We start from the raw sequence: 21568 nt of genomic DNA, 5'->3' as shown, positions 1-21568 counted from the left end.
CATGACCGCCCGGCAAAAAGCCCTGATCGTCGACGACGAGCCCGATATCCGCGAACTCCTGGAAATCACCCTCGGCCGTATGAAACTGGACACCCGCAGCGCGCGTAACGTCAAAGAGGCCCGCGAGTGGCTGGCGCGTGAACCCTTCGACCTGTGCCTGACCGACATGCGCCTGCCCGATGGTACCGGTCTGGAACTGGTGCAGCATATCCAGCAGCGCCACCCCCAGGTGCCGGTGGCGATGATCACCGCCTATGGCAGCCTCGACACCGCCATCAATGCCCTGAAAGCCGGGGCGTTCGACTTCCTGACCAAACCGGTCGACCTCGCCCGCTTGCGGGAACTGGTGGGCACCGCCCTGCGTATTCGCAGTGGGGACGGCGACGAAGTCACTGTCGACAACCGCCTGCTTGGCGACTCGCCGCCCATGCGGGCGCTGCGCAAACAGATCTTCAAACTGGCCCGCAGCCAGGCACCCGTGTATATCAGCGGCGAGTCGGGCAGCGGTAAAGAGTTGGTGGCCCGCTTGATTCACGAACAAGGGCCGCGCACCGACCTGCCGTTCGTGCCCGTGAACTGCGGCGCGATTCCGTCCGAACTGATGGAAAGCGAATTCTTCGGCCATAAAAAAGGCAGCTTCACCGGCGCCATCGAAGACAAACAGGGCCTGTTCCAGGCCGCCAATGGCGGCACCCTGTTCCTCGATGAAGTGGCTGACCTGCCACTGGCCATGCAAGTGAAATTGCTCCGCGCCATCCAGGAAAAAGCCATACGCACCGTGGGCGGCCAGCAGGAAGTGGTGGTGGACGTGCGCATCCTCAGCGCCACCCACAAAGACCTGGCGGCTGAAGTCGCCGCCGGACGCTTCCGCCAGGACCTCTACTACCGCCTGAACGTCATCGAACTGCGCGTGCCCGCCTTGCGTGAACGCCGTGAAGATATCGCCCAACTCAGCGACGTGATGCTCAAACGCCTTTCAGAAGGAACCGGCCTGGCCGCCGCCAGCCTCGACCCGGACGCTCTGGAAAAGCTCAAAAACTACCGTTTCCCCGGCAACGTGCGCGAACTGGAAAACATGCTCGAACGCGCCTACACCCTGTGCGAAGACGACCGCATCCAAGCCAGCGACCTGCGCCTTGCCGATGCCGGCACCGCCGGTGAAAACGGCGAAGCCAGCCTGGCGCAGATCGATAACCTCGAGGATTACCTGGAAAACATCGAGCGCAATCTGATCATGCAAGCCCTGGAAGAAACCCGCTGGAACCGCACCGCGGCCGCCCAGCGCCTGGGCCTCACGTTCCGATCCCTGCGCTATCGCCTGAAAAAGCTCGGCATCGACTGATCAGCGCAACCCCAATCGACCCTGCGGCGCATAAGGCGCGGGGTCGATAATTGGCGTGTTGCCCAGCATCAGATCGGCCAGCAACTGGCAGGACGCCGGTGCCAACACCAAACCATTGCGGTAATGGCCGCAGTTCAACCACAGCCCCGCATGCCCCGGCAGCGGCCCGATAAAAGGCACGCCTTCCGGCGAGCCCGGTCGCAGCCCAGCCCAATGCCCCACCACCTCGGCATCTGCCAAAGCCGGTAACAGCTCGATAGCCGATGCTTTGAGACTGGCCAGCGCTTCGTCAGTCGGCGTCTTGTCGAAACCGCAATGCTCCAACGTGCTGCCCACCAGGATATGGCCATCCTTGCGCGGGATGGCATAACGGCCTTTGGCCAAGACCATGCTCGGCAGGAAGTCTGCTGCGCACTTGAACAGAATCATCTGGCCCTTCACTGGCTCCACCGGTAGCTCTAGGCCCAGCGTTGCCAGCAGCTCGCCGCTCCAGGCACCGGCAGTCAGCACCACCCGCCGCGCGCGGATTTCGCCCTCAGCGGTCTGCACGCCGACCACGTTGTCGCCGTCACGGATAAAACCGGTTACTGCAGCGTTTTCCTGCAGCGTCACGTTAGGCATTTGCACCAATGCCGCGCGCAATGCCTTGACCAGCCGCGGGTTGCGCACATTGGCCACATCACTCATCTGCACCGCACGTGTATAGCCTGGGCCCAGCACTGGAACAGCGTCGTACACGCTGCTGATCGACACAGACTGCAGCGGCCGCGCTTGTTGGCGTGCCCAGGCCAGGGCCTCGGCTTCATCGTCCAGATCCAACCAATACAGCCCGGTGACAAACACCTCAGGATCAACCCCAGTTTGCGCCAGCAACTTCGCGCCCAACCCCGGATAGAAGTCCTGCGACCAATGCGCCAGTGCGGTAACAGCAGAGCTATAACGCCAGGGGTAAAGCGGCGAAACGATACCGCCACCAGCCCAGGAAGATTCGCCGCCAACCTGGGACTTATCGAGCAAGGTGACCTGCATCCCCTGCTCCGCCAGCATCAAGCCGGTCAGCATCCCGATAGCGCCAGCGCCCACCACTACCACATCAGTCAAAGCATCCCCTTAGCGCGCGTAGCGGTATCGAAGTGGAAAAACAGCGGCGAAGAATACGTCAACTGGCGCACAGTTTTGTAGGCAGTTTCCAAGTGGTTAACCAATCATCGCCTACAAATTTCCACTCATCCCCGCATGTACGACAAATCCTACGACAGCGTGGGAATCTATACCCTCGGTATAGGAGCAAGTTATGCGCGCAAGAAAAGGATCCAGGGGTTTCACCATGATCGAGATGATGGTTGTCGTCGTCTTGCTCGCCATTTTTGCCTCGATGGCCATCCCCAGCTTTATCAACATGATCAATAACGCCAAGGTGCAAAGCACCAGCAACGAACTGGCGAGTTTGCTGCAGTACGCGCGCTCCACCGCCGTGCAAAACAATACCTCCTACACCGTTTGCGTGAGCAACTCCGTGTGGAGCGTGAAAAAGGGTGCTGACTGCACCTCCGTTACCGAACTGCGCAATCTGACGCCAGTAGTCGATATTACCGTGGCCGCCAGTACCAGCGCAGTGCCAATGGTCTTCGCGCCCAACGGGACCACCAGCAACAACCCCAGCATCATTCTGTGCCGCGGCGACGTCGCGACCGATGGTTACAAGATCAAAGTTCGCAACAGCGGCAATATTCGTGTCGCTAACCGGGGCCTGGATGAAGCCGGTGCCGTCCTCACTTCTTGCACGCCATGAGCAGCTCTATGAAAAGTAACCGTGGTTTCAGCATGATCGAGGTTCTTATCACCTTGATCCTCGTCAGCATCGGTGTGCTCGGCATGGTTGCCTTGCAGACTCGCACCCTACAAAACACTCAGGACTCCGTGCAACGCAATGCCGCAGCGGCGTTAGCCAATGACTTGCTCGAGTCGATGCGGGCGCAACCCACTGGTCTTCCCGCCAACTCTGCTTTTTATAAAAAAGCTGGCAGTGATTTTCCTGCAGCGCCCGCAGCCGGCTGTGCCGAAACTCCGCTGGACCCATCCCAACAACTCGGCTGTTGGGCCAAGAAAGCCAAGCTACTGCTGCCGGGCGTGACCGACGAATTGCTGAACAAAGATTTCTATGTCTGTCGCACCACCAACCCTGGCGCATGTAATCCGCTCGCAGGCTCTGCGGTAGAGATTCAAATTGCCTGGAAAGTGAAACCCGGCGAATGCATGGACAGCACCGACGCGGATAGCGCCGCCACTACTTGTCGTTATCGACTCCGGGCAGAACTCTAGGATCTTTTTTATGAAATTTCACAAACTGCAATTCGGCTTGTCGCTGATTGAGCTGATGGTTGCTATGGCAATTGCTAGCTTTTTGATTCTGGGAGTTACTCAGATATACATCGACAACAAAAAGACCTATGTCTTTCAGCAAAACCTTTCGGAAAACCAGGAAGGCACACGCTTTGCTTTGTTATTTCTGCAAAATGAACTTGGCAAGACCGGTTATCGCCGCCGCCCGGACGAACCACTTGAAACCGCATTCCCGGAAGCGACTGCCTCCGGTTGCTCTTTTGAAGAAGGACAAACCGTTAAATACATAAGCGCCAAGTCAATCTGCATTCGCTACCAACCAAAAGACCAAAACGATAGGGACTGCGTTGGCAATAAAGTAGCTACCGCCTCGGACTTTGCCACTCCATATACAAAAGCGACCGAGACTTTCGTCGAAAGACTGTACGTAAACGACAGCAATGAGCTTATTTGCACCCGAGACACTAATGATGCCGTATTGATCAGTGGCGTAATGGACTTGCGCTTTGAACTCGGAGTTGGTAGCGCATCTTCACCACAAACTATCAAGTCATATATCAAATCAGCTGCTGCAACTAATCAGCCCGTACTATCAGTCCGCTTTTCTTCCTTACTGCGTAGTACCGGCAGCAAGTTACGTGAATCCGTTACCGCAGATGAAGCACTGGCGAATTGGAAAAATCTTGTCGGTGCGACCACCGCTGAATTCAACGCGGTGAAAACGCTCGACCAAGGGCAGATCTATCAAGTTTCGCAAAATACCGTGATGCTCAGGAACCGCATGCCATGAACCCAAATAGCTCACGTCACGTAGCACTGCCTAAAACCCAACAAGGTGCCTCGCTATTTATCGCCCTCATTATATTGTTAGTCATTACCTTATTAGCCTTATCAAGCACCCGTGAAGTCACTCTTGAGTCTCGAATTACAGGTAATTTCACCGAACAACAAAAATTGTTCAACAGCGCCGAGAGTGGATTGAGAGACGGCGAACTAAGTGTGGTGGACTCTATGTACCCTCTGGAACCAACCACAGACTGTGCTACTGCCGCCTCCGGCTCCCGCCCTGATCCTTGCTTGCTATCACTCACAGATGGCCAGTACACCTACGATCTGCTTTTTGCTACCGCAGGCAAATCACGCCCCTACTTCCCGGAAAATGGCACAAAAGCCAACAGCAACACCAATATTAATTGGTATGCGAAGCCAGCCCCTTCAGGGGCGGGCGACGCCGAGTCAGAGAATCCGGAATACGGCAACATGGAAGGCGGGACCGGTACGTTTCGCTATGAAGTAAATAGCCAGGCAGTTAATCAAATCAGCAGTAACGCGACTTACCTGCGCTCGACCACCGTCAAATTTTTCGATAACGGGAACTGACCATGAAAACGGCACGTTTTTACGGTAAAACCACCGCCAGCCTCTTGGCTTCCCTGCTGTTTATTAGCGGCACGCAACAGGCGCAGGCGACATTGCTAGACCCGGCACAATCGCCATTGATTCTGTCCGAGAGTGTTGCGCCCAACCTGATTTTTACCTTGGATGACTCCGGCAGCATGGTCTGGGCCTATGCGCCCGACAATATGGACGTGTTGAGTACCACCCGCCGAGTTAAAGCGGCCACCTATAACCCGATGTACTATAACCCGGCGATCACCTATACCTTGCCGGTGAAATATGAAAGCGATGGCGCGCGATCTACCACCCAATACAGCACCAGTTTTACTTCGGCTTACTTCAACGGTCTGGTGAGTAGTCGTGGCTCGGTCAACTTATCAACCGATTACCGCGTCACCTGGGCATACAACCCTGCGACCACGCCTAAAACTACTGGTTTAGCCAACAGTGACTTTGGCGACCAGAACACGAACAACACTTACGCGGAAAACGCTGCGGCCGACTTTAACGCTGCAACTATCAGCACCACCACAGCGCCCGGACCGTCCGGTAGCGGAAACTTTTCCGGCTCCGCCAACTCAAGCATGGCGAACAATACGACCACAAACCTGACAATGAACGGGGTAACGTTCTCGGTAAAACGCACCGGTACAACTACCTGTACTGCTACCAAGGTAACGAACTCCACCAACTCGACGGCCACCGATACACAGAGCAACACGCCGACCACCGGCTATACCACCACAGCGGTCACTACAACGACGACCGCCTATGACAATCCCAGCTCTTGCGTGCGCTCCAGTAATACTTACACCGTTACGGCTCCGACCACATACACCTCGAGCGTTACTACTACCGTCACTCGTGCCGACTTGAGAAAAGCAGCTGTCCCGGCCTACTACTATTTGTACGACACCACACTGGCGGGCTGCACCAGCGTCAACACCGATGAAAACTGCTACCGCCTGGTATTTGTCAGCAGCTCCTCGGGGCAAAATCGTGCTGCCGAAGCGTCAGTAGGCACGGACGAACGAGCCAACTTTGCCCGATGGTATTCGTTCTACCGTACCCGCTCGCTGACTACCCTGTCGGCCGCCAACCTGGCATTTACCGGCCTGCCGCGTTCAATCCGTCTGACCTGGCAAACGCTTGGTAGCTGCACCGCGTTCAACTCCACCGCAGCGGCTTGCGGCAGTAACTATCTGCGCAAATTCACCAGCAACCATGTGGGCAACTTCTTCAACTGGTTGCCTACTGTGACCTTCACCAGTTCGACCTACCTGCGCGGTGCGATGACTCGTGCGGGCAACTTCCTTAGCGCCGCTGACAGTCCTGCCTGGGCAGCCAACCCATATCCTCTGACCAGCTCAGGCGGCGTTGGAACTACGGTTCAGGAGCCGAAGTACTCATGCCGCGCCAACTACCAGATCATGATGACCGATGGCATGTGGAACGATACCGCCACCATGCCTTCAGAATTCAAGCCAGACGAGTCTGCAATCCCCCAACTGCCCGACAAGACTGCGTATGCACAGCAATACCCTTTTGTAGATGCAACAACAAAAACGCTCGCGGACCTGTCGTTCCACTACTGGGCAACGGATGCCAGCACACTGACAGACGACGTAAAAGCCGTGATCGTGGCACCTAATGCCAGCGATCCAGCTGCCCAATATTGGGATCCTAAAAATGACCCTGCTACCTGGCAGCACCTAACCACATATACCGTCGGTCTTGGCCTGAATTCTTCATTGACCGCTGCAGGCATCCCTTGGGCAGGCAGTACCTATGCCGGCGCAGGTTACAGCGCACTGGTCGCTGGTACTGCTAGCTGGCCGGCAGCAGCATCCAACAGCACTAACAACGTGTATGACCTGTGGCACACCGCGATCAATTCCCGTGGCGAGTTCTTCAGCGCCGATAGCCCGGACACCGTGGTTGCTGCATTCAACCAGATCATCAGCCGCATCAGTAACCGCACCACATCCGCCGGCGCACCTGGTGTGACGGCAGATATAGTAAGTGATGCTATTAACCGTGACGTTTACCAAACCCAGCTAAACAGTGAGGACTGGAGCGGTAACCTGACCAAATTCAATATCGACTCTAATAACCTTCGCAGCAAAGTCTGGGATGCCCAGTCAGCGATCAGCGGTAAAACGGCCAGCACTCGAAATATAAAAATGGTCAGCACAACAGGTGTACTGACTGATTTTGCCTGGAGCAACCTCACCCCAGCTCAGCAAGCAATGCTGAACAAGGACAACGACCTTACCAACACGCCGACAGATACCAAGGGTGAAGCTCGCCTCAACTACGTACGTGGTGACCAAAGCGGCGAAGGTAGTACAGCAGGCACGTTCCGGATTCGCAGCTCCGTGCTGGGCGATATCATCAACTCATCCCCGGTGATCGTGGGCACGCCGAAAAACGTCGCTTACTTGATGGATGCCATTGAGGACTTGAGCGGCACCGGTGTCCGCTCCTATAAACGTTTTAAAGCTGCCAACAGAGCAACAAAAAACGACGGCGAAGACAATTCCCCGCGACGCCCTATGGTTTACGTCGGTGCCAACGACGGAATGCTGCATGGCTTTGATGCGAATACTGGCGAGGAGCGGTTTGCATTCGTCCCTACCGCAGCCATTCAAAATATTTACAAGCTACCGGCGCAGAGATACACAGGTTCCGGCCACCAATATTATGTTGATGGCACGCCGACCGTGGCCGACGTCTTCTTTGCCAATGCCTGGCACACGGTGTTAGTGGGTACCATGCGAGCCGGCGGCAGATCGCTGTTTGCTCTGGATATTACCGATCCAGACCATATTTCGTTGCTCTGGGAAAAGAACTTTACCGATACCGGCCTGAGCAATCTGGGCTACACCTTCTCACAACCGACTATCGCTCGCCTGCACACCGGCAACTGGGCTGCAGTGATCGGCAATGGCTACGGCAACCAGTCAAGCTCCATTGCCGATAACGCTTCGCTGATGATCTTCAACATCGAGACCGGTGAGCTTCAGCGTGAATTGGTAGTAGCTGGCGATAACACCAAAGCCAATGGCCTTTCCACTCCACGTCTGGCCGACAACAACAGCGACGGCGTTGCTGACTATGCGTATGCCGGCGACCTGCAAGGCAACATGTGGCGATTTGATCTGGTAACCACTCGTGCCGTGCCAGTAACTCCGGATCCGTTCAAACGGGGCACGGGCTTCCTTGGCAATATCAACGCCAACAACTTTGCCGTTGCCTATGGCGGCACACCGCTGTACAAGGCGACCGATTCACGAGCCGCCAGCTCAGCAACAGCACAGGCGATTACCGCTCCGCCATCGTTGGTTCGGCATCCATCGACGCTCGGTTATCTGGTTATTTTTGGTACCGGAAAGTACTTCGAAACCACCGACTCCACAGTTGACTCAACCCGAGCTATGACGCTGTACGGTATTTGGGACCGCAAAACCAAAGGGCAGAACACCTCAAGCAGAACGGCTCTGAAACGTAGCGACCTGCAGGCACAGACGATTAACTCGCAGCCGACCAACCCTTTTAAGGATAACGTCGCCGTCCAAGGCATCCGTATCGTCAGCAACAACACGGTGCAGTGGTATGTGGATGACGCTAAAAGCACTGACGACAGCCAAGTGAACAAATGGGGTTGGGCGCTTGATTTGAAAGTGGTTGGCAGCACCCCCACTTACAGCGGCGAGATGGTCATCAATCCCATGGCCGCACGTGGTCAGACACTGCTCCTGAACACCCTTACGCCGAACGCTGACCCTTGCAAAGAAGGTGTCGACTCATGGCAATACGGGCTGGACCCAACTACCGGCGGACGAACCAAGTTCAACGTATTTGACCTGGATAACAGCGGCACAATCGATGACAACGACGCCTATGTGAGCGGCGGCGCAGGCACCGTAGTTTCCGCCTACAAGAAACCCGGCTCCGGCGGTTTCACCACCAACAACGGAGAAGTTTTCACCGCGCCTAGCCAGGGCGGCGGCATGAAATACAATACCGGCCCCGGCACAACCGGACGCCAAAGCTGGCGCGCAATCCCAGAGCGAGAGACTTCGGAATGATCAAGAACGCACGCACTATGCAGGGTTTTACCCTGGTCGAGTTGATGCTGGTGGTAACGGTGATCGGCATCCTCGCCGCCATCGTTTACCCCAACTATCAGGAGTACGTGATGCGCAGCAACCGCACCGAAGGGATAGCACTGCTTAACGATGCGGCGGCTCGGCAGGAGCGCTACTTTGCGCAGAACAATACCTATGCCGACACCAGCGCTAAACTAGGCCTCTCGGGCCAGTCGCCGAACAAGATGTATACGCTGGACATCAGCAACACCTCCGCCAGCACTTACACCTTGACGGTAACGCCCAGCAGGACCGACGCCAAATGCGGCAACCTGAGCGTCACTCAGGCAGGTACCAAAGACAAAACGGGGACGGCTGCGACCGTCGCCGATTGCTTCAGATAAGCCCTAGCTAAAACAAAAAAGGCCACTTCATCGAAGTGGCCTTTTTTTATGCTCGGCAGATTAACTGCTAAAACTTCAAATCGCCTTAACCCGCAATTCCTTGGGCATCGAGAACGTCACATTCTCCGGCCGCCCATCCAGCTCTTCAGCGCCGGTAGCGCCCCACTCCTTCAGCTTTTGCACCACCCCTAACACCAACACTTCCGGTGCCGAAGCACCAGCAGTGATGCCAATCCGCGCAGCGCCCTCGAACCAGCCTTGCTGCAGGTCTTCCGCACCATCAATCAGGTAAGCCGGGGTACCCAAACGCTCGGAGAGTTCGCGCAAGCGGTTGGAGTTGGAGCTGTTGGGGCTGCCAACCACCAGTACCACGTCGCTATCGCTGGCTAGCTGTTTGACGGCGTCCTGACGGTTCTGGGTGGCATAGCAGATGTCGTCTTTGCGTGGGCCACCGATGCTCGGGAAGCGGCTGCGCAGGGCGTCGATCACGCGGCTGGTGTCGTCCATGGACAGGGTGGTCTGGGTGACGAAGGCCAGGGAATCGGGGTTGCGCACTTGCAGGTTGGCAACGTCGGCTTCGTCTTCCACCAGGTAAATGGTGCCGCCGTTGCTGGCGTCGTATTGGCCCATGGTGCCTTCGACTTCCGGGTGACCGGCGTGGCCGATAAGGATGCATTCACGGCCGTCGCGGCTGTAGCGGGCGACTTCGATATGTACTTTGGTCACCAGCGGGCAGGTGGCGTCGAACACTTTCAGGCCACGGGCTTCAGCTTCTTTGCGTACTGTTTGGGAAACGCCGTGGGCGCTGAAGATGACGATGACGTTGTCAGGCACCTGGTCGAGTTCTTCAACAAAGATGGCACCACGGGCGCGCAGGTCTTCGACGACAAATTTGTTGTGGACCACTTCGTGGCGCACGTAGATCGGCGGGCCGAACACTTCCAGGGCGCGGTTGACGATTTCGATCGCGCGATCGACTCCGGCGCAGAAGCCGCGGGGGTTGGCGAGTTTGATTTGCATGGCTGACTCTTGCATGGAGCTGTCCTCATCCGCCCCTAAGGCAGGTGCAAGGCAACCGACCGATCAGGCCGGTTTGACCTCGATGATTTCCACCTGAAAGCTCAGGGTTTTGCCGGCCAGCGGGTGGTTGAAGTCGATGGTGACCTGGCTGTCATCAAAGGCTTTGACCACGCCGGGCAGCTCGGTGTTGGCGGCGTCGTTGAAGATCACCAGCAGGCCTTCGGACAGCTCCATGCCTTCGAACTGCGAGCGAGGCATCACCTGCACGTTCTGCGGGTTCGGTTGGCCAAAGCCGTGTTCGGGCTCCACCTGCAGGGTGCGCTTATCGCCGGCCTTGAGGCCAAACAGCGCCGCTTCGAAACCGGGCAGCAGGTTGCCATCGCCGACTTTGAAGGTGGCGGGCTTTTTGTCGAAGGTGCTATCCACCACGTCACCGTTTTCCAGGTTCAGGGCGAAGTGCAGGGTTACTTGCTTGTCCGGGCCGATCCGCTGTTCATTTGCGTGGGCGTCAGTCATGGGCGGGCTCTCCGGATTTTTTGCTTTTGAACATATCCAGGGCCAGCAATACAGCACCGACGCTGATAGCGCTGTCGGCAATATTGAAGGCTGGGAAGCGCCAGCGGTCTTGCCAGTGCACCAGGATAAAGTCGATAACGTGGCCCAGCACGATACGGTCGTACAGGTTGCCCAGCGCGCCGCCGAGCACCAGTGCCAAGGCGATGGCCAGCCAGGTTTCGTCGGCCTTCAGGCGCTTAAGCCAGACCACCAGGGTGGCGCTGACGACAATCGCGATCAGGGCGAACAACCAGCGCTGCCAGCCGGAGCTGTCGGCGAGGAAGCTGAAAGCAGCGCCGGTGTTGTAGGCCAGGGTCCAGCTGAACAGGTCGGGAATGACCACGATCTGCTGGTACAGGCTCAGGTTGGTTTCGAAGTACAGCTTGGTGGCCTGATCGACGATCAGGACCAGCAGACTTATCCACAGCAGCGACAACCGGCCGAAGCGAGCGTTAGGCATAGTGACGAACCTCGCCTGCACCGCTGATGTTGTCGACGCAGCGACCGCAGATTTCTGGGTGCTCCGGATTCACGCCCACGTCTTCACGGCAGTGCCAGCAGCGCGCGCACTTGGCGTGGGCGGATTTCACTACTTTCAGTTTCAGGCCGGCCACTTCGGTTACCACGGCATCGGCCGGCGCGCTGGCCAACGGAGCCACGGCGGCGGTCGAGGTGATCAACACAAAACGCAGCTCGTTGCTGAGTTTGTTCAGGTCGCGGACCAGGGCATCTTCGGCGTACAGGGTGACTTCGGCTTGCAGGTTGCCACCGATGGCTTTGGCCGCACGCTGGTTTTCCATTTCCTTGTTCACGGCCACTTTTACGGCCATGACGCGATCCCAGTAGGCGCGGTCCAGCTCGAAGCCTTCTGGCAAAGCGGTAAGGCCTTGGTACCAAGTGTTGAGCATCACCGATTCGTTGCGCTCGCCAGGCAGGTATTCCCACAGCTCGTCGGCTGTGAAGGCGAGGATCGGTGCGATCCAGCGCACCAGCGCTTCGGCGATGTGGAACAACGCGGTCTGGCAGGAACGCCGCGCCTGGCTGTCGCTGGCGGTGGTGTACTGACGGTCTTTGATGATGTCCAGGTAGAAGCCGCCCAGCTCCTGCACGCAGAAGTTGTGCACTTTGGAGTAGACGTTCCAGAAACGGTATTCACCGTAGTGCTCTTGCAGCTCGTTTTGCAGCAGCAGGGCACGGTCTACCGCCCAACGGTCCAGGGCCAGCATGTCTTCAGCGGGCAACAGATCGGTGGCCGGGTTGAAGCCGCTCAGGTTGGAGAGCAGGAAGCGGGCGGTGTTGCGGATACGGCGATAGGCATCGGCGCTGCGCTGCAGAATCTGCTCGGAAACGGCCATTTCGCCGGAGTAGTCGGTGGCCGAAACCCACAGACGCATGATGTCGGCACCCAGGGTGTCGTTGACCTTTTGCGGGGCGATGACGTTGCCGAGCGACTTGGACATCTTGCGACCGCTCTCGTCCACGGTGAAGCCGTGGGTCAGCAGTTCGCGGTACGGGGCGTGGTCGTCCAGCATGCAGCCGGTGAGCAAGGAAGAATGGAACCAACCGCGGTGCTGGTCGGAGCCTTCCAGGTACAGGTCGGCACGCGGGCCGCTTTCGTGGCCCATCGGGTGCGAGCCACGCAGCACGTGCCAGTGGGTGGTACCGGAGTCGAACCACACATCCAGGGTGTCGCTGATTTTGTCGTAATTGCCGGCTTCGTCACCGAGCAGCTCGGCGGCGTCGAGTTTGAACCAGGCTTCGATGCCTTCCTGTTCAACGCGTTTGGCCACTTCTTCCATCAGCTCGACGGTGCGCGGGTGCAACTCGCCGGTGGCTTTGTCGAGGAAGAATGGGATTGGCACGCCCCAGTTGCGCTGACGGGAGATGCACCAGTCCGGGCGGTTGGCGATCATCGAATGCAGACGCGCCTGGCCCCAGGCTGGCACGAACTGGGTGTCTTCAATGGCTTTTACCGCGCGCTGACGCAGGGTGTTGCCGGTGCTTGGCTGCTTGTCCATGCCGACGAACCACTGCGCGGTGGCGCGGTAGATCAGCGGGGTTTTATGACGCCAGCAGTGCATATAGCTGTGGCTGATGGTTTCGGTGTGCATCAGCGCGCCGACTTCGCTGAGCTTCTCAACGATGGCCGGGTTGGCTTTCCAGATGAACTGGCCGCCGAAGAATGGCAGCGATTCGACGTACACACCGTTGCTCTGTACCGGGGTGAGGATGTCGTCGTTGACCATGCCGTAGCGCTTGCAGGTGACGAAGTCGTCCTCGCCGTAGGCTGGTGCGGAGTGCACCACGCCGGTACCCGCGCCCAGCTCGACGTACTCGGCCAGGTACACCGGCGAGAGACGGTCGTAGAACGGGTGACGGAAGTTGATCAGGTCCAGCGCCGCGCCTTGGGCAGTGGCGATGACCGAGCCTTGCAGGCCGTAACGGGTCAGACAGGCTTCTACCAGCTCTTCAGCCAGGATCAGCAGCTTGTCGCCGACGTCGACCAAGGCATAAGTGAATTCCGGGTGAACGTTAAGCGCCTGGTTGGCCGGGATGGTCCACGGGGTGGTGGTCCAGATCACGATGGCAGCAGGCTTGCTCAGCGACGGCAGACCGAAGGCGGCGGCCAGTTTGGCTTCGTCGGCAATCGGGAAGGCGACGTCAATGGTCGAGGACTTCTTGTCCTGGTATTCGACTTCGGCTTCAGCCAGGGCCGAGCCACAGTCGAAGCACCAGTTAACCGGCTTCAGACCTTTGAAGACGAAACCGCCTTTGACCATTTCGGCCAGGGCGCGGATCTCGCCGGCTTCGTTGGCAAAATCCATGGTTTTGTACGGGTTGGACCAGTCGCCGAGCACGCCCAGGCGGATGAACTCGACCTTCTGCCCTTCCACCTGCTCGGCAGCATAGGCGCGGCACAGCTCGCGGGTTTTGTCGGCGGGCAGGTTCTTGCCATGGGTGACTTCGACCTTGTGCTCGATCGGCAGACCGTGGCAGTCCCAACCCGGCACGTACGGCGCGTCGAACCCGGAGAGGGTTTTCGAGCGCACGATCATGTCTTTGAGAATCTTGTTTACCGCGTGACCGATGTGAATATTGCCGTTGGCATAGGGCGGGCCGTCGTGCAGCACGAACTTGGGCCGATCCTTACCAATCTCGCGCAGCTTCTGATACAGGCCAATGCTGTCCCAGCGCTGCAGAATCTGCGGTTCGCGCTGTGGCAGGCCGGCCTTCATTGGGAAGGCTGTATCGGGAAGGTTCAGCGTGGCTTTGTAGTCGGTCATCTCAGGCTCTTCACTTAAGCGGTTGACCCTGCCATAGGGCACGGGCGGCGGCGACATCCGCGTGTATCGCCGTCTTCAGCGCCTCCAGGGAGGCGAAACGCTGCTCATCGCGCAGCTTGTGGTGGAATGCCACCGTCAAACGTCGGCCATACAGATCGCCGACAAAATCTAAAAGATGCACTTCCAGGTGTGCGCTACCGTCGCCCTGCACCGTCGGCCGCACGCCAATATTGGCGACGCCGGGCCAGGGTTGGCCATCGAGTTCGACGCTGACCAGGTAGACCCCGGTGAGCGGCACACGACGGCGCTTGAGTTGTACGTTGGCCGTCGGCGTACCGAACTGGCGGGCCAGCTTCTGCCCGTGCAAAACCCGTCCGGAAATCCGGAAGGGTCGTCCCAGCAGACGCTCGGCCAGTGGGAAGTCGGCGGCTGCCAGCGACTCACGAACCCGGGTACTGCTTACCCGCAGGCCGTCGATTTCAACGGTGCTGGCCGCTTCCAGGGTAAAACCTTCGACCACCGCAGCTTGCTGCAGAAAGGCGAAATCACCGGCCCGGTCACAACCGAAGCGGAAATCGTCGCCGACTTCCAGATGCTGCACACCGAGGCCTTGCAGCAGTACCGTGTGGACGAACTCGGCAGCGCTGAGCTCACGCAAACGGCGATTGAAGGACAGACACAACACACGATCCACGCCGGCAGCGGCGAACAAGGCGAGCTTGTCGCGCAACCGCGTCAAGCGCGGCGGCGCGGTATCAGGACCAAAGAATTCACGCGGTTGCGGCTCGAAAATAACCACACAGCTGGGCACGCCCAATTCGTCCGCACGCTCGCGCAGCCGCGCCAGGATGGCCTGGTGGCCACGGTGCACGCCGTCAAAATTGCCGATAGTGGCAACGCAGCCCCGATGCTGGGGCCGCAAGTTTTGAAGCCCTCGAACCAGCTGCATAGGACGCTTCTTGCTCACAAAGTGGCCGATTATACGCACACCCGACGCCGGACAACAGGCGACAGCCGTCGTGTATGTAGCGGTTAAAAAATGATCGACTTCGCCCGCGATCAGGCCAACGAACGGCGAGCGAAATCACGCAAGCGAAAGCCCAACATCAACAGCACACCGAAATAGGCGGCAATGCCCACCGCTACCAACGCGCCCAGACGCAGCAGACGAATCAACATGCCACCCTGATCCCAGGCCGGCATCACATACATCAGGCCCAGCAACACCGCCGCCATTACCAATACCGCCACCACCAGCTTGGCGAGAAACACGCCCCAGCCCGGTTGCGGGGTGAACAGCTGTTGCTTGCGCAATTGCCAGAACAGCAAACCGGCGTTTAGGCAGGCCGCCAGGCCGATGGACAGCGCCAGGCCCGCGTGGGGGTATGGCAGGGTAAAAAAGAACAGCAGGTTCATCAGCTGAGTAGCGGCCAGGGTTATCAGGGCGATGCGCACCGGCGTGGAAATGTTCTGCCGCGCATAGAAGCCCGGCGCCAGCACCTTGACCAGGATGATGCCGAGCAGGCCGACCGTGTAGGCGATCAAAGCGAACTGGGTCATTTGCGCGTCATGGGCGCTGAATTTGCCGTACTGGAACAACGACACCGTCAACGGCTCGGAAATGATCGCCAGGGCCAGTGCGCAAGGCAGTGCCAGCAGGAAGCACAGGCGCAGCCCCCAGTCCATCAGGCGTGAATACTCTTCGGTGTTTTTGCTCGAAAAACTGCGCGACAGCGCTGGCAGCAAAATCGTGCCCAAAGCTACACCCAGCACGCCGGACGGCAACTCCATCAAACGGTCGGCGTAGTACATCCAGGACACCGAGCCAGCCACCAGGAACGAGGCGAAGATGGTGTTGATGATCAGCGAAATCTGGCTAACCGAAACACCGAGAATCGCCGGGCCCATCTGCTTCATTACCCGCCACACGCCAGCGTCGCGCAGGTTCAGGCGCGGCAGCACGAGCATGCCGATCTTCTTCAGATGCGGCAGCTGATAGAGCAATTGCAACAGGCCGCCGACCAACACAGCCCAGCCGAGCGCCATCACCGGAGGGTTGAAGTAAGGCGTAAGGAATAGTGCGAAGACGATCATGCTGATATTCAGCAACGTCGGCACAAAGGCCGGCACCGAGAAGCGGTTCCAGGTGTTGAGAATTGCGCCGGCCAGTGAGGCAAGCGAGATCAGCAATATATAAGGAAAGGTCACCCGCAATAGGGACGAGGTCAGCTCGAACTTTTCCGGCGAATCGGCAAAGCCTGGCGCCGTGACCCAGATCACCCAGGGCGCGGCAATCATGCCCAGGGCCGTCACCACCGCCAACACCAAGGTCAGCAGCCCAGCTACGTAAGCCACGAAGGTACGGGTCGCCTCCTCGCCTTGCTGGGTTTTGTATTCCGCCAGAATTGGCACAAAGGCCTGGGAGAACGCGCCCTCAGCAAAGATCCGACGCAGCAGGTTGGGCAGTTTGAAGGCGACGAAAAACGCGTCGGTGGCCATACCAGCACCGAAGATGCGCGCCACGATGGTATCGCGGACAAAGCCCAGGACCCGGGACAACATGGTCATCGAGCTGACCGCAGCCAGCGACTTGAGTAAATTCATAACGCTCGTTTCTACCGCATGAAGTATGCTGCGCCACCGCAATCACGGCACCGCGCTGTAGGCCGCAAGGCAAAGGCGGCGAGTGTAGAACCGGCTGGCAAATAAATCACCCACACGAGTTGGGTACGCTGGTCGGACTGCTGGTCGATCTATCGCCAGCAAGGCGGAACCGCGCTTGACAAGCCATCGTCACATCGGCATGATTCGCGGCCTTATTTGTTTAGTCATTTCCTCAAAGTTTCAAGGAGCTCGACGGTGGCCAATACACCTTCTGCCAAAAAACGCGCTAAACAGGCTGAGAAGCGTCGTAGCCATAACGCCAGCCTGCGCTCCATGGTTCGTACCTATATCAAGAACGTGGTCAAGGCTATCGACGCCAAAGACCTCGAACTTGCTCAGAAAGCGTACGTTCTGGCTGTGCCTGTAATCGACCGTATGGCCGACAAAGGCATCATCCACAAGAACAAAGCAGCTCGTCATAAGAGCCGCCTGAACGGTCACATCAAGGATCTCAGCCAAGCGGCTGCAGCCTAAGTGTGATGCGTTGAAAAGACCGGCCCAAGGGCCGGTTTTTTATTGCCCGCAAAAAAGCCGCCGACAAAAAAGGCGAATCTCGCGACTCGCCTTTTTAGCTTTTACTTGAAGCTACTGATGCCAGGGCAGGATCGGAATGGCGGTCACCGCATTCTGCGGACTGCCCTCGATCACGCGGTCGCTATAGACCAGGTACACCAGGGTATTGCGCTTCTTGTCGAAGAACCGCACCACCTGCATGGTCTTGAACACCAGCGAGGTGCGCTCCTTGAACACCTCCTCTCCATCTTTCAGATTCTCGGGCACCTGGATCGGACCCACCTGACGACAGGCAATCGACGCCTCGGCGCGATCCTCCGCCAAACCCAACCCACCTTTGACGCCGCCAGTTTTGGCGCGCGACAGGTAGCAGGTCACGCCCTCCACTTTCGGATCATCGAAAGCCTCGACGACGATCTTGTCGTTTGGCCCCACCCACTTGAAAACCGTCGACACCTGACCGATTTCTTCGGCCGATGCCGCCATCGCCAAGGGCAGCAATAACGCACCCAACATCCCTTTGATTACTCGCACAGCATCCCCTTGCCGCCCGCAGGCGCGCTTACACCAGAATCAGGTTGTCGCGATGCACCAACTCAGGCTCATCGACATAGCCCAGCAAACGCTCGATGGCATCCGAGGGCTGGCCGACGATCTTCTGCGCCTCAGCAGCGCTGTAGTTGGCCAGACCACGAGCAATCTCTCGCCCGTCCGGATCGACGCAGACCACCATCTCGCCACGACGGAAATTGCCCTGCACGCTTTTTACCCCAACCGGCAGCAGGCTCTTGTGGCTTTGCAGCAGCGCCTTCACCGCACCCGCATCCAACTGCAGGGTACCGCGGGTTTGCAGATGCCCCGCCAACCACTGCTTGCGCGCCGCCAGCAGACCACGCTCAGGAGCGAGCAAGGTACCCAAACGCTCACCCGCCTTGAGGCGCGCCAACACTTGCTCGATAGCGCCACCGACGATCACCGTGTGCGCACCGGAACGTGCGGCCAGCCGCGCCGCGCGCAGCTTGGTTTGCATACCGCCACGTCCCAAGGCCCCGCCGACACCACCTGCAACGGCATCCAGCGCAGGATCATCGGCACGCGCCTCGTAAATCAATTGAGCACCGGGATTGTGGCGCGGATCAGCATCAAACATACCGTCGCGATCGGTGAGAATGACCAGCAGATCAGCCTCCACCAGGTTGGCCACCAGGGCCGCCAGGGTGTCGTTGTCGCCAAAACGGATTTCGTCAGTGACCACGGTGTCGTTTTCGTTGATCACCGGGATCGCCCCCAGATCCACCAGGGTACGCAGAGTGCTACGGGCATTCAGGTAGCGCTTGCGATCCGACAGGTCGTCATGGGTCAGCAAAATTTGCGCAGTATGCCGGCCATGCTGAGCAAAGCTGGACTCCCAAGCCTGCACCAAGCCCATCTGCCCCACCGCAGCAGCCGCCTGCAGCTCATGGATGGCGCTCGGGCGCGAGGCCCAGCCCAGACGACTCATGCCCGCCGCAACAGCGCCCGAAGACACTAGCACCAGCTCGACGCCCGCCTCGCGCAACGCCACCATCTGCTCAACCCAGATCGCCATCGCCCCGCGATCCAGGCCACGCCCATCTGCAGTCAGCAATGCACTACCAATTTTCACCACCCAGCGCTGCGCGCCAGTCACCTTGTCCCGCATCGTCATCCAACCTTGGCCAGAAGAGCGGCGCTGCGCCGCTCGTGCGAATTAGTCAGCACAACGCCGCTAATTAGCGGCGTTGTGGTTTTACTCAGTCTCTGACGTAGATGATCTCTGGACCATCATCGTCATCTTCTTCATCCCAGAAGCCGTCATCGTTATCCTCGCTGCCGGCCACCTTGACGCCAGCGCGGCGCAATGCGCGCTTGTCGTCCAGTGCCTGCAGCTGGGCGCGGGCCTCGTCTTCGATACGGCGATCCAGCTCCGCTAGCTCAGCCGCGTACTGCGGCTCTTCGGCGATACGCAGGGAGCGCTCCTCGAGGTACTTCATGATATCGAAGCAGAGCTTTTCTGTGCCTTCTTTACCAATGGCCGAAATCACATAAACCGGACCCGTCCACTCCAGGCGATCAGTAATCTCCTTGATGCGAGCCTCTTGTTCTTCCTCAAGGATCTGGTCGGACTTGTTCAGCACCAACCAACGATCACGCTCAGCCAGCGACGGACTGAATTTGCCCAGCTCGGTCACAATGGTTTCAGCCGCCTCAGCCGGATCGGTTAGATCCAGCGGCGCCATATCGACGAGGTGCAACAGCAGACGGGTACGCGCCAAGTGTTTGAGGAAGCGGATACCCAGACCGGCACCATCGGAGGCACCTTCGATCAGACCCGGAATGTCGGCGACTACAAAGCTCTTGTAACGATCAACGCTGACCACACCCAGGTTCGGCACCAGGGTGGTGAACGGGTAGTCCGCCACTTTTGGCTTGGCCGCAGAGACCGAGCGGATAAAGGTACTCTTGCCCGCGTTTGGCAGGCCTAGCAGACCAACGTCCGCCAGCACCTTCAGCTCCAGCTTGAGGTCGCGCGAGTCACCCGGTTTACCCAGGGTGGTCTGACGCGGCGCACGGTTGGTACTGGATTTGAAACGGGTGTTGCCCAGACCATGCCAGCCACCATGGGCAACCATGATGCGCTGACCGTCTTTGGTCAGGTCACCGATGATGTCCTGGGTAGCCGCATCAATGATGGTGGTACCTACCGGTACACGCAGCACGGTGTCTTCACCCTTGCGACCGGTGCAGTCAGCGCTGCCACCGTTGGAACCACGCTCTGCGTCGAAACGACGGGTGTAGCGGTAATCCACCAAGGTGTTGAGGTTTTCATCGGCAACCATGTACACATGGCCACCGTCGCCGCCATCGCCACCGTTCGGCCCACCGTTTTCGATGAACTTCTCGCGACGGAAGCTCATGCAACCGTTACCACCATCACCTGCTTTTACAAAAATCGATACTTCATCGACGAATTTCATCGGCACGCCTCCCGCCGCAATAGCGGGCTAGATAACACAAGAAACATAAGACTTTTGCAAAACCCAGCGAAACAGCTCCCGGATGATTTTGCAAAAGCCTCAAACGTTCAGAAACAAAAAAGCCCCGTCGCGAGACAGGGCTTTTCCAGCTACATCGCAATTAAGCCGCGATGACGCTCACGTAACGACGACCGAAGGCGCCCTTAACTTCAAACTTGATCACGCCTTCGACTTTAGCGAACAGAGTGTGATCTTTACCCATGCCAACGCCGTAGCCAGCGTGGAATTGGGTACCGCGCTGACGCACGATGATGTTGCCTGCTTTGATAGCCTGGCCGCCGTACATCTTCACGCCAAGGCGTTTAGATTCTGAGTCGCGACCGTTGCGGGTACTACCGCCAGCTTTTTTGTGTGCCATGAGTCAATACTCCTAATTAGGATTCGGGCCGAAAAGATTAGGCCGAAATACCAGTGATTTTGATCTCAGTGAACCACTGACGGTGGCCCTGACGCTTCATGTGGTGCTTACGACGGCGGAACTTGATGATGGTCACTTTGTCGTGGCGGCCTTGTGCAATCACTTCGGCTACAACTTTGGCGCCTTCAACAACTGGTGCGCCGATGGTGACGTCGTCACCATTGCCGATCAGCAGGACGCGATCGAAAGTTACGGCTTCGCCAGTGGCGATTTCGAGCTTTTCGATCTTGAGGTATTCACCTTCGGCGACTTTGTATTGCTTGCCACCGGTAACAATTACTGCGTACATAATTTTGCTCCGTTAAATCCTGCTCACCCAGCGCTTTATAGGAATAGTCGTCGGCTGGCATGGCTGCTTGGGGCCGGAAGGACGCCCTTGCAATTGCGTAAGGCAGGTGCTGCCCAGGGAAGTTCAGGGGCCGCGATTGTACGCAAGCCTTTGCCCCCGCGCAAGCACCCGTAGTGCTTGCCTTGACAGCC

General features: G+C 58.2%; 20 protein-coding genes. 8 read left to right on the top strand and 12 right to left on the bottom strand.

Features of this window, described 5'->3' with window-relative positions; all coding sequences use genetic code 11:
* Window position 1 precedes the first annotated feature (1 nt).
* A complete protein-coding gene (locus tag ACVW0Y_RS14470; RefSeq protein WP_457439015.1) occupies window positions 2-1342 on the top strand; it encodes a sigma-54-dependent transcriptional regulator in 1341 nt (446 codons plus the stop codon).
* Here the strand turns inward: ACVW0Y_RS14470 and thiO are convergent, their stop codons facing one another.
* The gene (gene thiO / locus ACVW0Y_RS14465; protein WP_457439014.1) at window positions 1343-2443 is read right to left on the bottom strand and encodes a glycine oxidase ThiO; all 1101 of its coding nucleotides are present in this window, start codon (window positions 2441-2443) and stop codon (window positions 1343-1345) included.
* A 193-nt stretch (window positions 2444-2636) separates the two neighbouring features.
* Here thiO and ACVW0Y_RS14460 point away from each other — a divergent pair, with 193 nt between their 5' ends.
* Genes ACVW0Y_RS14460 through ACVW0Y_RS14435 form a run of 6 tightly spaced genes read left to right on the top strand, consistent with a single transcriptional unit; the run spans window position 2637 to window position 9578 of the window.
* Entirely contained in the window at window positions 2637-3134 is a 498-nt protein-coding gene (locus ACVW0Y_RS14460) for a GspH/FimT family pseudopilin (RefSeq protein ID WP_457439013.1), read from the top strand.
* 8 nt (window positions 3135-3142) lie between these two features.
* A complete protein-coding gene (gene pilV, locus ACVW0Y_RS14455) occupies window positions 3143-3664 on the top strand; it encodes a type IV pilus modification protein PilV (RefSeq protein WP_457439012.1) in 522 nt (173 codons plus the stop codon).
* Window positions 3665-3674: 10 nt separating this feature from the next.
* Complete coding sequence (locus ACVW0Y_RS14450; protein ID WP_457439011.1) at window positions 3675-4475, top strand: PilW family protein; 801 nt, start codon at window positions 3675-3677, stop codon at window positions 4473-4475.
* Complete coding sequence (locus ACVW0Y_RS14445; RefSeq protein WP_457439010.1) at window positions 4472-5065, top strand: PilX N-terminal domain-containing pilus assembly protein; 594 nt, start codon at window positions 4472-4474, stop codon at window positions 5063-5065. Before ACVW0Y_RS14450 ends, ACVW0Y_RS14445 begins: the two co-directional genes overlap by 4 nt.
* Window positions 5066-5067: 2 nt before the next feature.
* Entirely contained in the window at window positions 5068-9174 is a 4107-nt protein-coding gene (locus ACVW0Y_RS14440; protein WP_457439009.1) for a pilus assembly protein, read from the top strand.
* Window positions 9171-9578, top strand: a complete 408-nt coding sequence (locus ACVW0Y_RS14435; RefSeq protein WP_457439008.1) for a type IV pilin protein — start codon at window positions 9171-9173, stop codon at window positions 9576-9578. Before ACVW0Y_RS14440 ends, ACVW0Y_RS14435 begins: the two co-directional genes overlap by 4 nt.
* Window positions 9579-9653: 75 nt before the next feature.
* Here the strand turns inward: ACVW0Y_RS14435 and ispH are convergent, their stop codons facing one another.
* The 6 genes from ispH to murJ all read right to left on the bottom strand — a co-directional run bounded on the left by ispH (window position 9654) and on the right by murJ (window position 17041).
* On the bottom strand, window positions 9654-10598 hold the full coding sequence (gene ispH / locus ACVW0Y_RS14430; protein WP_457439007.1) for a 4-hydroxy-3-methylbut-2-enyl diphosphate reductase: 945 nt from the start codon (window positions 10596-10598) through the stop codon (window positions 9654-9656).
* A 63-nt stretch (window positions 10599-10661) separates the two neighbouring features.
* Complete coding sequence (locus ACVW0Y_RS14425; protein ID WP_457439006.1) at window positions 10662-11114, bottom strand: FKBP-type peptidyl-prolyl cis-trans isomerase; 453 nt, start codon at window positions 11112-11114, stop codon at window positions 10662-10664.
* On the bottom strand, window positions 11107-11613 hold the full coding sequence (gene lspA / locus ACVW0Y_RS14420) for a signal peptidase II (protein ID WP_457439005.1): 507 nt from the start codon (window positions 11611-11613) through the stop codon (window positions 11107-11109). The genes ACVW0Y_RS14425 and lspA overlap by 8 nt, the downstream gene beginning before the upstream one ends.
* On the bottom strand, window positions 11606-14437 hold the full coding sequence (gene ileS / locus ACVW0Y_RS14415) for an isoleucine--tRNA ligase (RefSeq protein ID WP_457439004.1): 2832 nt from the start codon (window positions 14435-14437) through the stop codon (window positions 11606-11608). The genes lspA and ileS overlap by 8 nt, the downstream gene beginning before the upstream one ends.
* 10 nt (window positions 14438-14447) lie before the next feature.
* Entirely contained in the window at window positions 14448-15386 is a 939-nt protein-coding gene (gene ribF, locus ACVW0Y_RS14410) for a bifunctional riboflavin kinase/FAD synthetase (protein WP_457439003.1), read from the bottom strand.
* A gap of 110 nt (window positions 15387-15496) precedes the next feature.
* Entirely contained in the window at window positions 15497-17041 is a 1545-nt protein-coding gene (gene murJ, locus ACVW0Y_RS14405; protein WP_457439002.1) for a murein biosynthesis integral membrane protein MurJ, read from the bottom strand.
* A 255-nt stretch (window positions 17042-17296) separates the two neighbouring features.
* Here murJ and rpsT point away from each other — a divergent pair, with 255 nt between their 5' ends.
* Window positions 17297-17575, top strand: a complete 279-nt coding sequence (gene rpsT, locus ACVW0Y_RS14400; RefSeq protein ID WP_108098636.1) for a 30S ribosomal protein S20 — start codon at window positions 17297-17299, stop codon at window positions 17573-17575.
* Between the two features lie 111 nt (window positions 17576-17686).
* Here the strand turns inward: rpsT and ACVW0Y_RS14395 are convergent, their stop codons facing one another.
* The 5 genes from ACVW0Y_RS14395 to rplU form a co-directional block, all read right to left on the bottom strand.
* Window positions 17687-18130, bottom strand: a complete 444-nt coding sequence (locus tag ACVW0Y_RS14395) for a CreA family protein (RefSeq protein ID WP_457439091.1) — start codon at window positions 18128-18130, stop codon at window positions 17687-17689.
* Between the two features lie 46 nt (window positions 18131-18176).
* Window positions 18177-19295 carry a glutamate 5-kinase gene (gene proB, locus ACVW0Y_RS14390; RefSeq protein WP_457439001.1) on the bottom strand — a complete coding sequence of 373 codons (1119 nt, stop codon included), beginning with the start codon at window positions 19293-19295 and terminating at the stop codon, window positions 18177-18179.
* 91 nt (window positions 19296-19386) lie between these two features.
* The gene (cgtA, locus tag ACVW0Y_RS14385) at window positions 19387-20610 is read right to left on the bottom strand and encodes an Obg family GTPase CgtA (protein WP_457439000.1); all 1224 of its coding nucleotides are present in this window, start codon (window positions 20608-20610) and stop codon (window positions 19387-19389) included.
* A gap of 160 nt (window positions 20611-20770) precedes the next feature.
* Window positions 20771-21028, bottom strand: a complete 258-nt coding sequence (rpmA, locus tag ACVW0Y_RS14380; protein ID WP_122450171.1) for a 50S ribosomal protein L27 — start codon at window positions 21026-21028, stop codon at window positions 20771-20773.
* Between the two features lie 37 nt (window positions 21029-21065).
* Complete coding sequence (gene rplU, locus ACVW0Y_RS14375; RefSeq protein ID WP_108098632.1) at window positions 21066-21377, bottom strand: 50S ribosomal protein L21; 312 nt, start codon at window positions 21375-21377, stop codon at window positions 21066-21068.
* Window positions 21378-21568 lie beyond the last annotated feature (191 nt).

It is taken from the genome of Pseudomonas sp. TE3786 (assembly GCF_054057335.1).
Note: the sequence above shows the minus strand (reverse complement) of the source record. Positions and strands in the feature narration are given on the sequence as shown.

Bases quoted from the DNA above. Each gene is read 5' to 3' on its own strand.
- proB (WP_457439001.1), bottom strand. From the start codon at position 19,295: ATGCGGGACAAGGTGACTGGCGCGCAGCGCTGGGTGGTGAAAATTGGT.
- ACVW0Y_RS14435 (WP_457439008.1), top strand. From the start codon at position 9,171: ATGATCAAGAACGCACGCACTATGCAGGGTTTTACCCTGGTCGAGTTG.
- cgtA (WP_457439000.1), bottom strand. From the start codon at position 20,610: ATGAAATTCGTCGATGAAGTATCGATTTTTGTAAAAGCAGGTGATGGT.
- rplU (WP_108098632.1), bottom strand. From the start codon at position 21,377: ATGTACGCAGTAATTGTTACCGGTGGCAAGCAATACAAAGTCGCCGAA.
- ACVW0Y_RS14450 (WP_457439011.1), top strand. From the start codon at position 3,675: ATGAAATTTCACAAACTGCAATTCGGCTTGTCGCTGATTGAGCTGATG.
- rpmA (WP_122450171.1), bottom strand. From the start codon at position 21,028: ATGGCACACAAAAAAGCTGGCGGTAGTACCCGCAACGGTCGCGACTCA.
- murJ (WP_457439002.1), bottom strand. From the start codon at position 17,041: ATGAATTTACTCAAGTCGCTGGCTGCGGTCAGCTCGATGACCATGTTG.
- ACVW0Y_RS14440 (WP_457439009.1), top strand. From the start codon at position 5,068: ATGAAAACGGCACGTTTTTACGGTAAAACCACCGCCAGCCTCTTGGCT.
- ileS (WP_457439004.1), bottom strand. From the start codon at position 14,437: ATGACCGACTACAAAGCCACGCTGAACCTTCCCGATACAGCCTTCCCA.
- ACVW0Y_RS14445 (WP_457439010.1), top strand. From the start codon at position 4,472: ATGAACCCAAATAGCTCACGTCACGTAGCACTGCCTAAAACCCAACAA.
- ACVW0Y_RS14395 (WP_457439091.1), bottom strand. From the start codon at position 18,130: ATGTTGGGTGCGTTATTGCTGCCCTTGGCGATGGCGGCATCGGCCGAA.
- pilV (WP_457439012.1), top strand. From the start codon at position 3,143: ATGAAAAGTAACCGTGGTTTCAGCATGATCGAGGTTCTTATCACCTTG.
- ACVW0Y_RS14425 (WP_457439006.1), bottom strand. From the start codon at position 11,114: ATGACTGACGCCCACGCAAATGAACAGCGGATCGGCCCGGACAAGCAA.
- lspA (WP_457439005.1), bottom strand. From the start codon at position 11,613: ATGCCTAACGCTCGCTTCGGCCGGTTGTCGCTGCTGTGGATAAGTCTG.
- ispH (WP_457439007.1), bottom strand. From the start codon at position 10,598: ATGCAAATCAAACTCGCCAACCCCCGCGGCTTCTGCGCCGGAGTCGAT.
- ribF (WP_457439003.1), bottom strand. From the start codon at position 15,386: ATGCAGCTGGTTCGAGGGCTTCAAAACTTGCGGCCCCAGCATCGGGGC.
- ACVW0Y_RS14460 (WP_457439013.1), top strand. From the start codon at position 2,637: ATGCGCGCAAGAAAAGGATCCAGGGGTTTCACCATGATCGAGATGATG.
- ACVW0Y_RS14470 (WP_457439015.1), top strand. From the start codon at position 2: ATGACCGCCCGGCAAAAAGCCCTGATCGTCGACGACGAGCCCGATATC.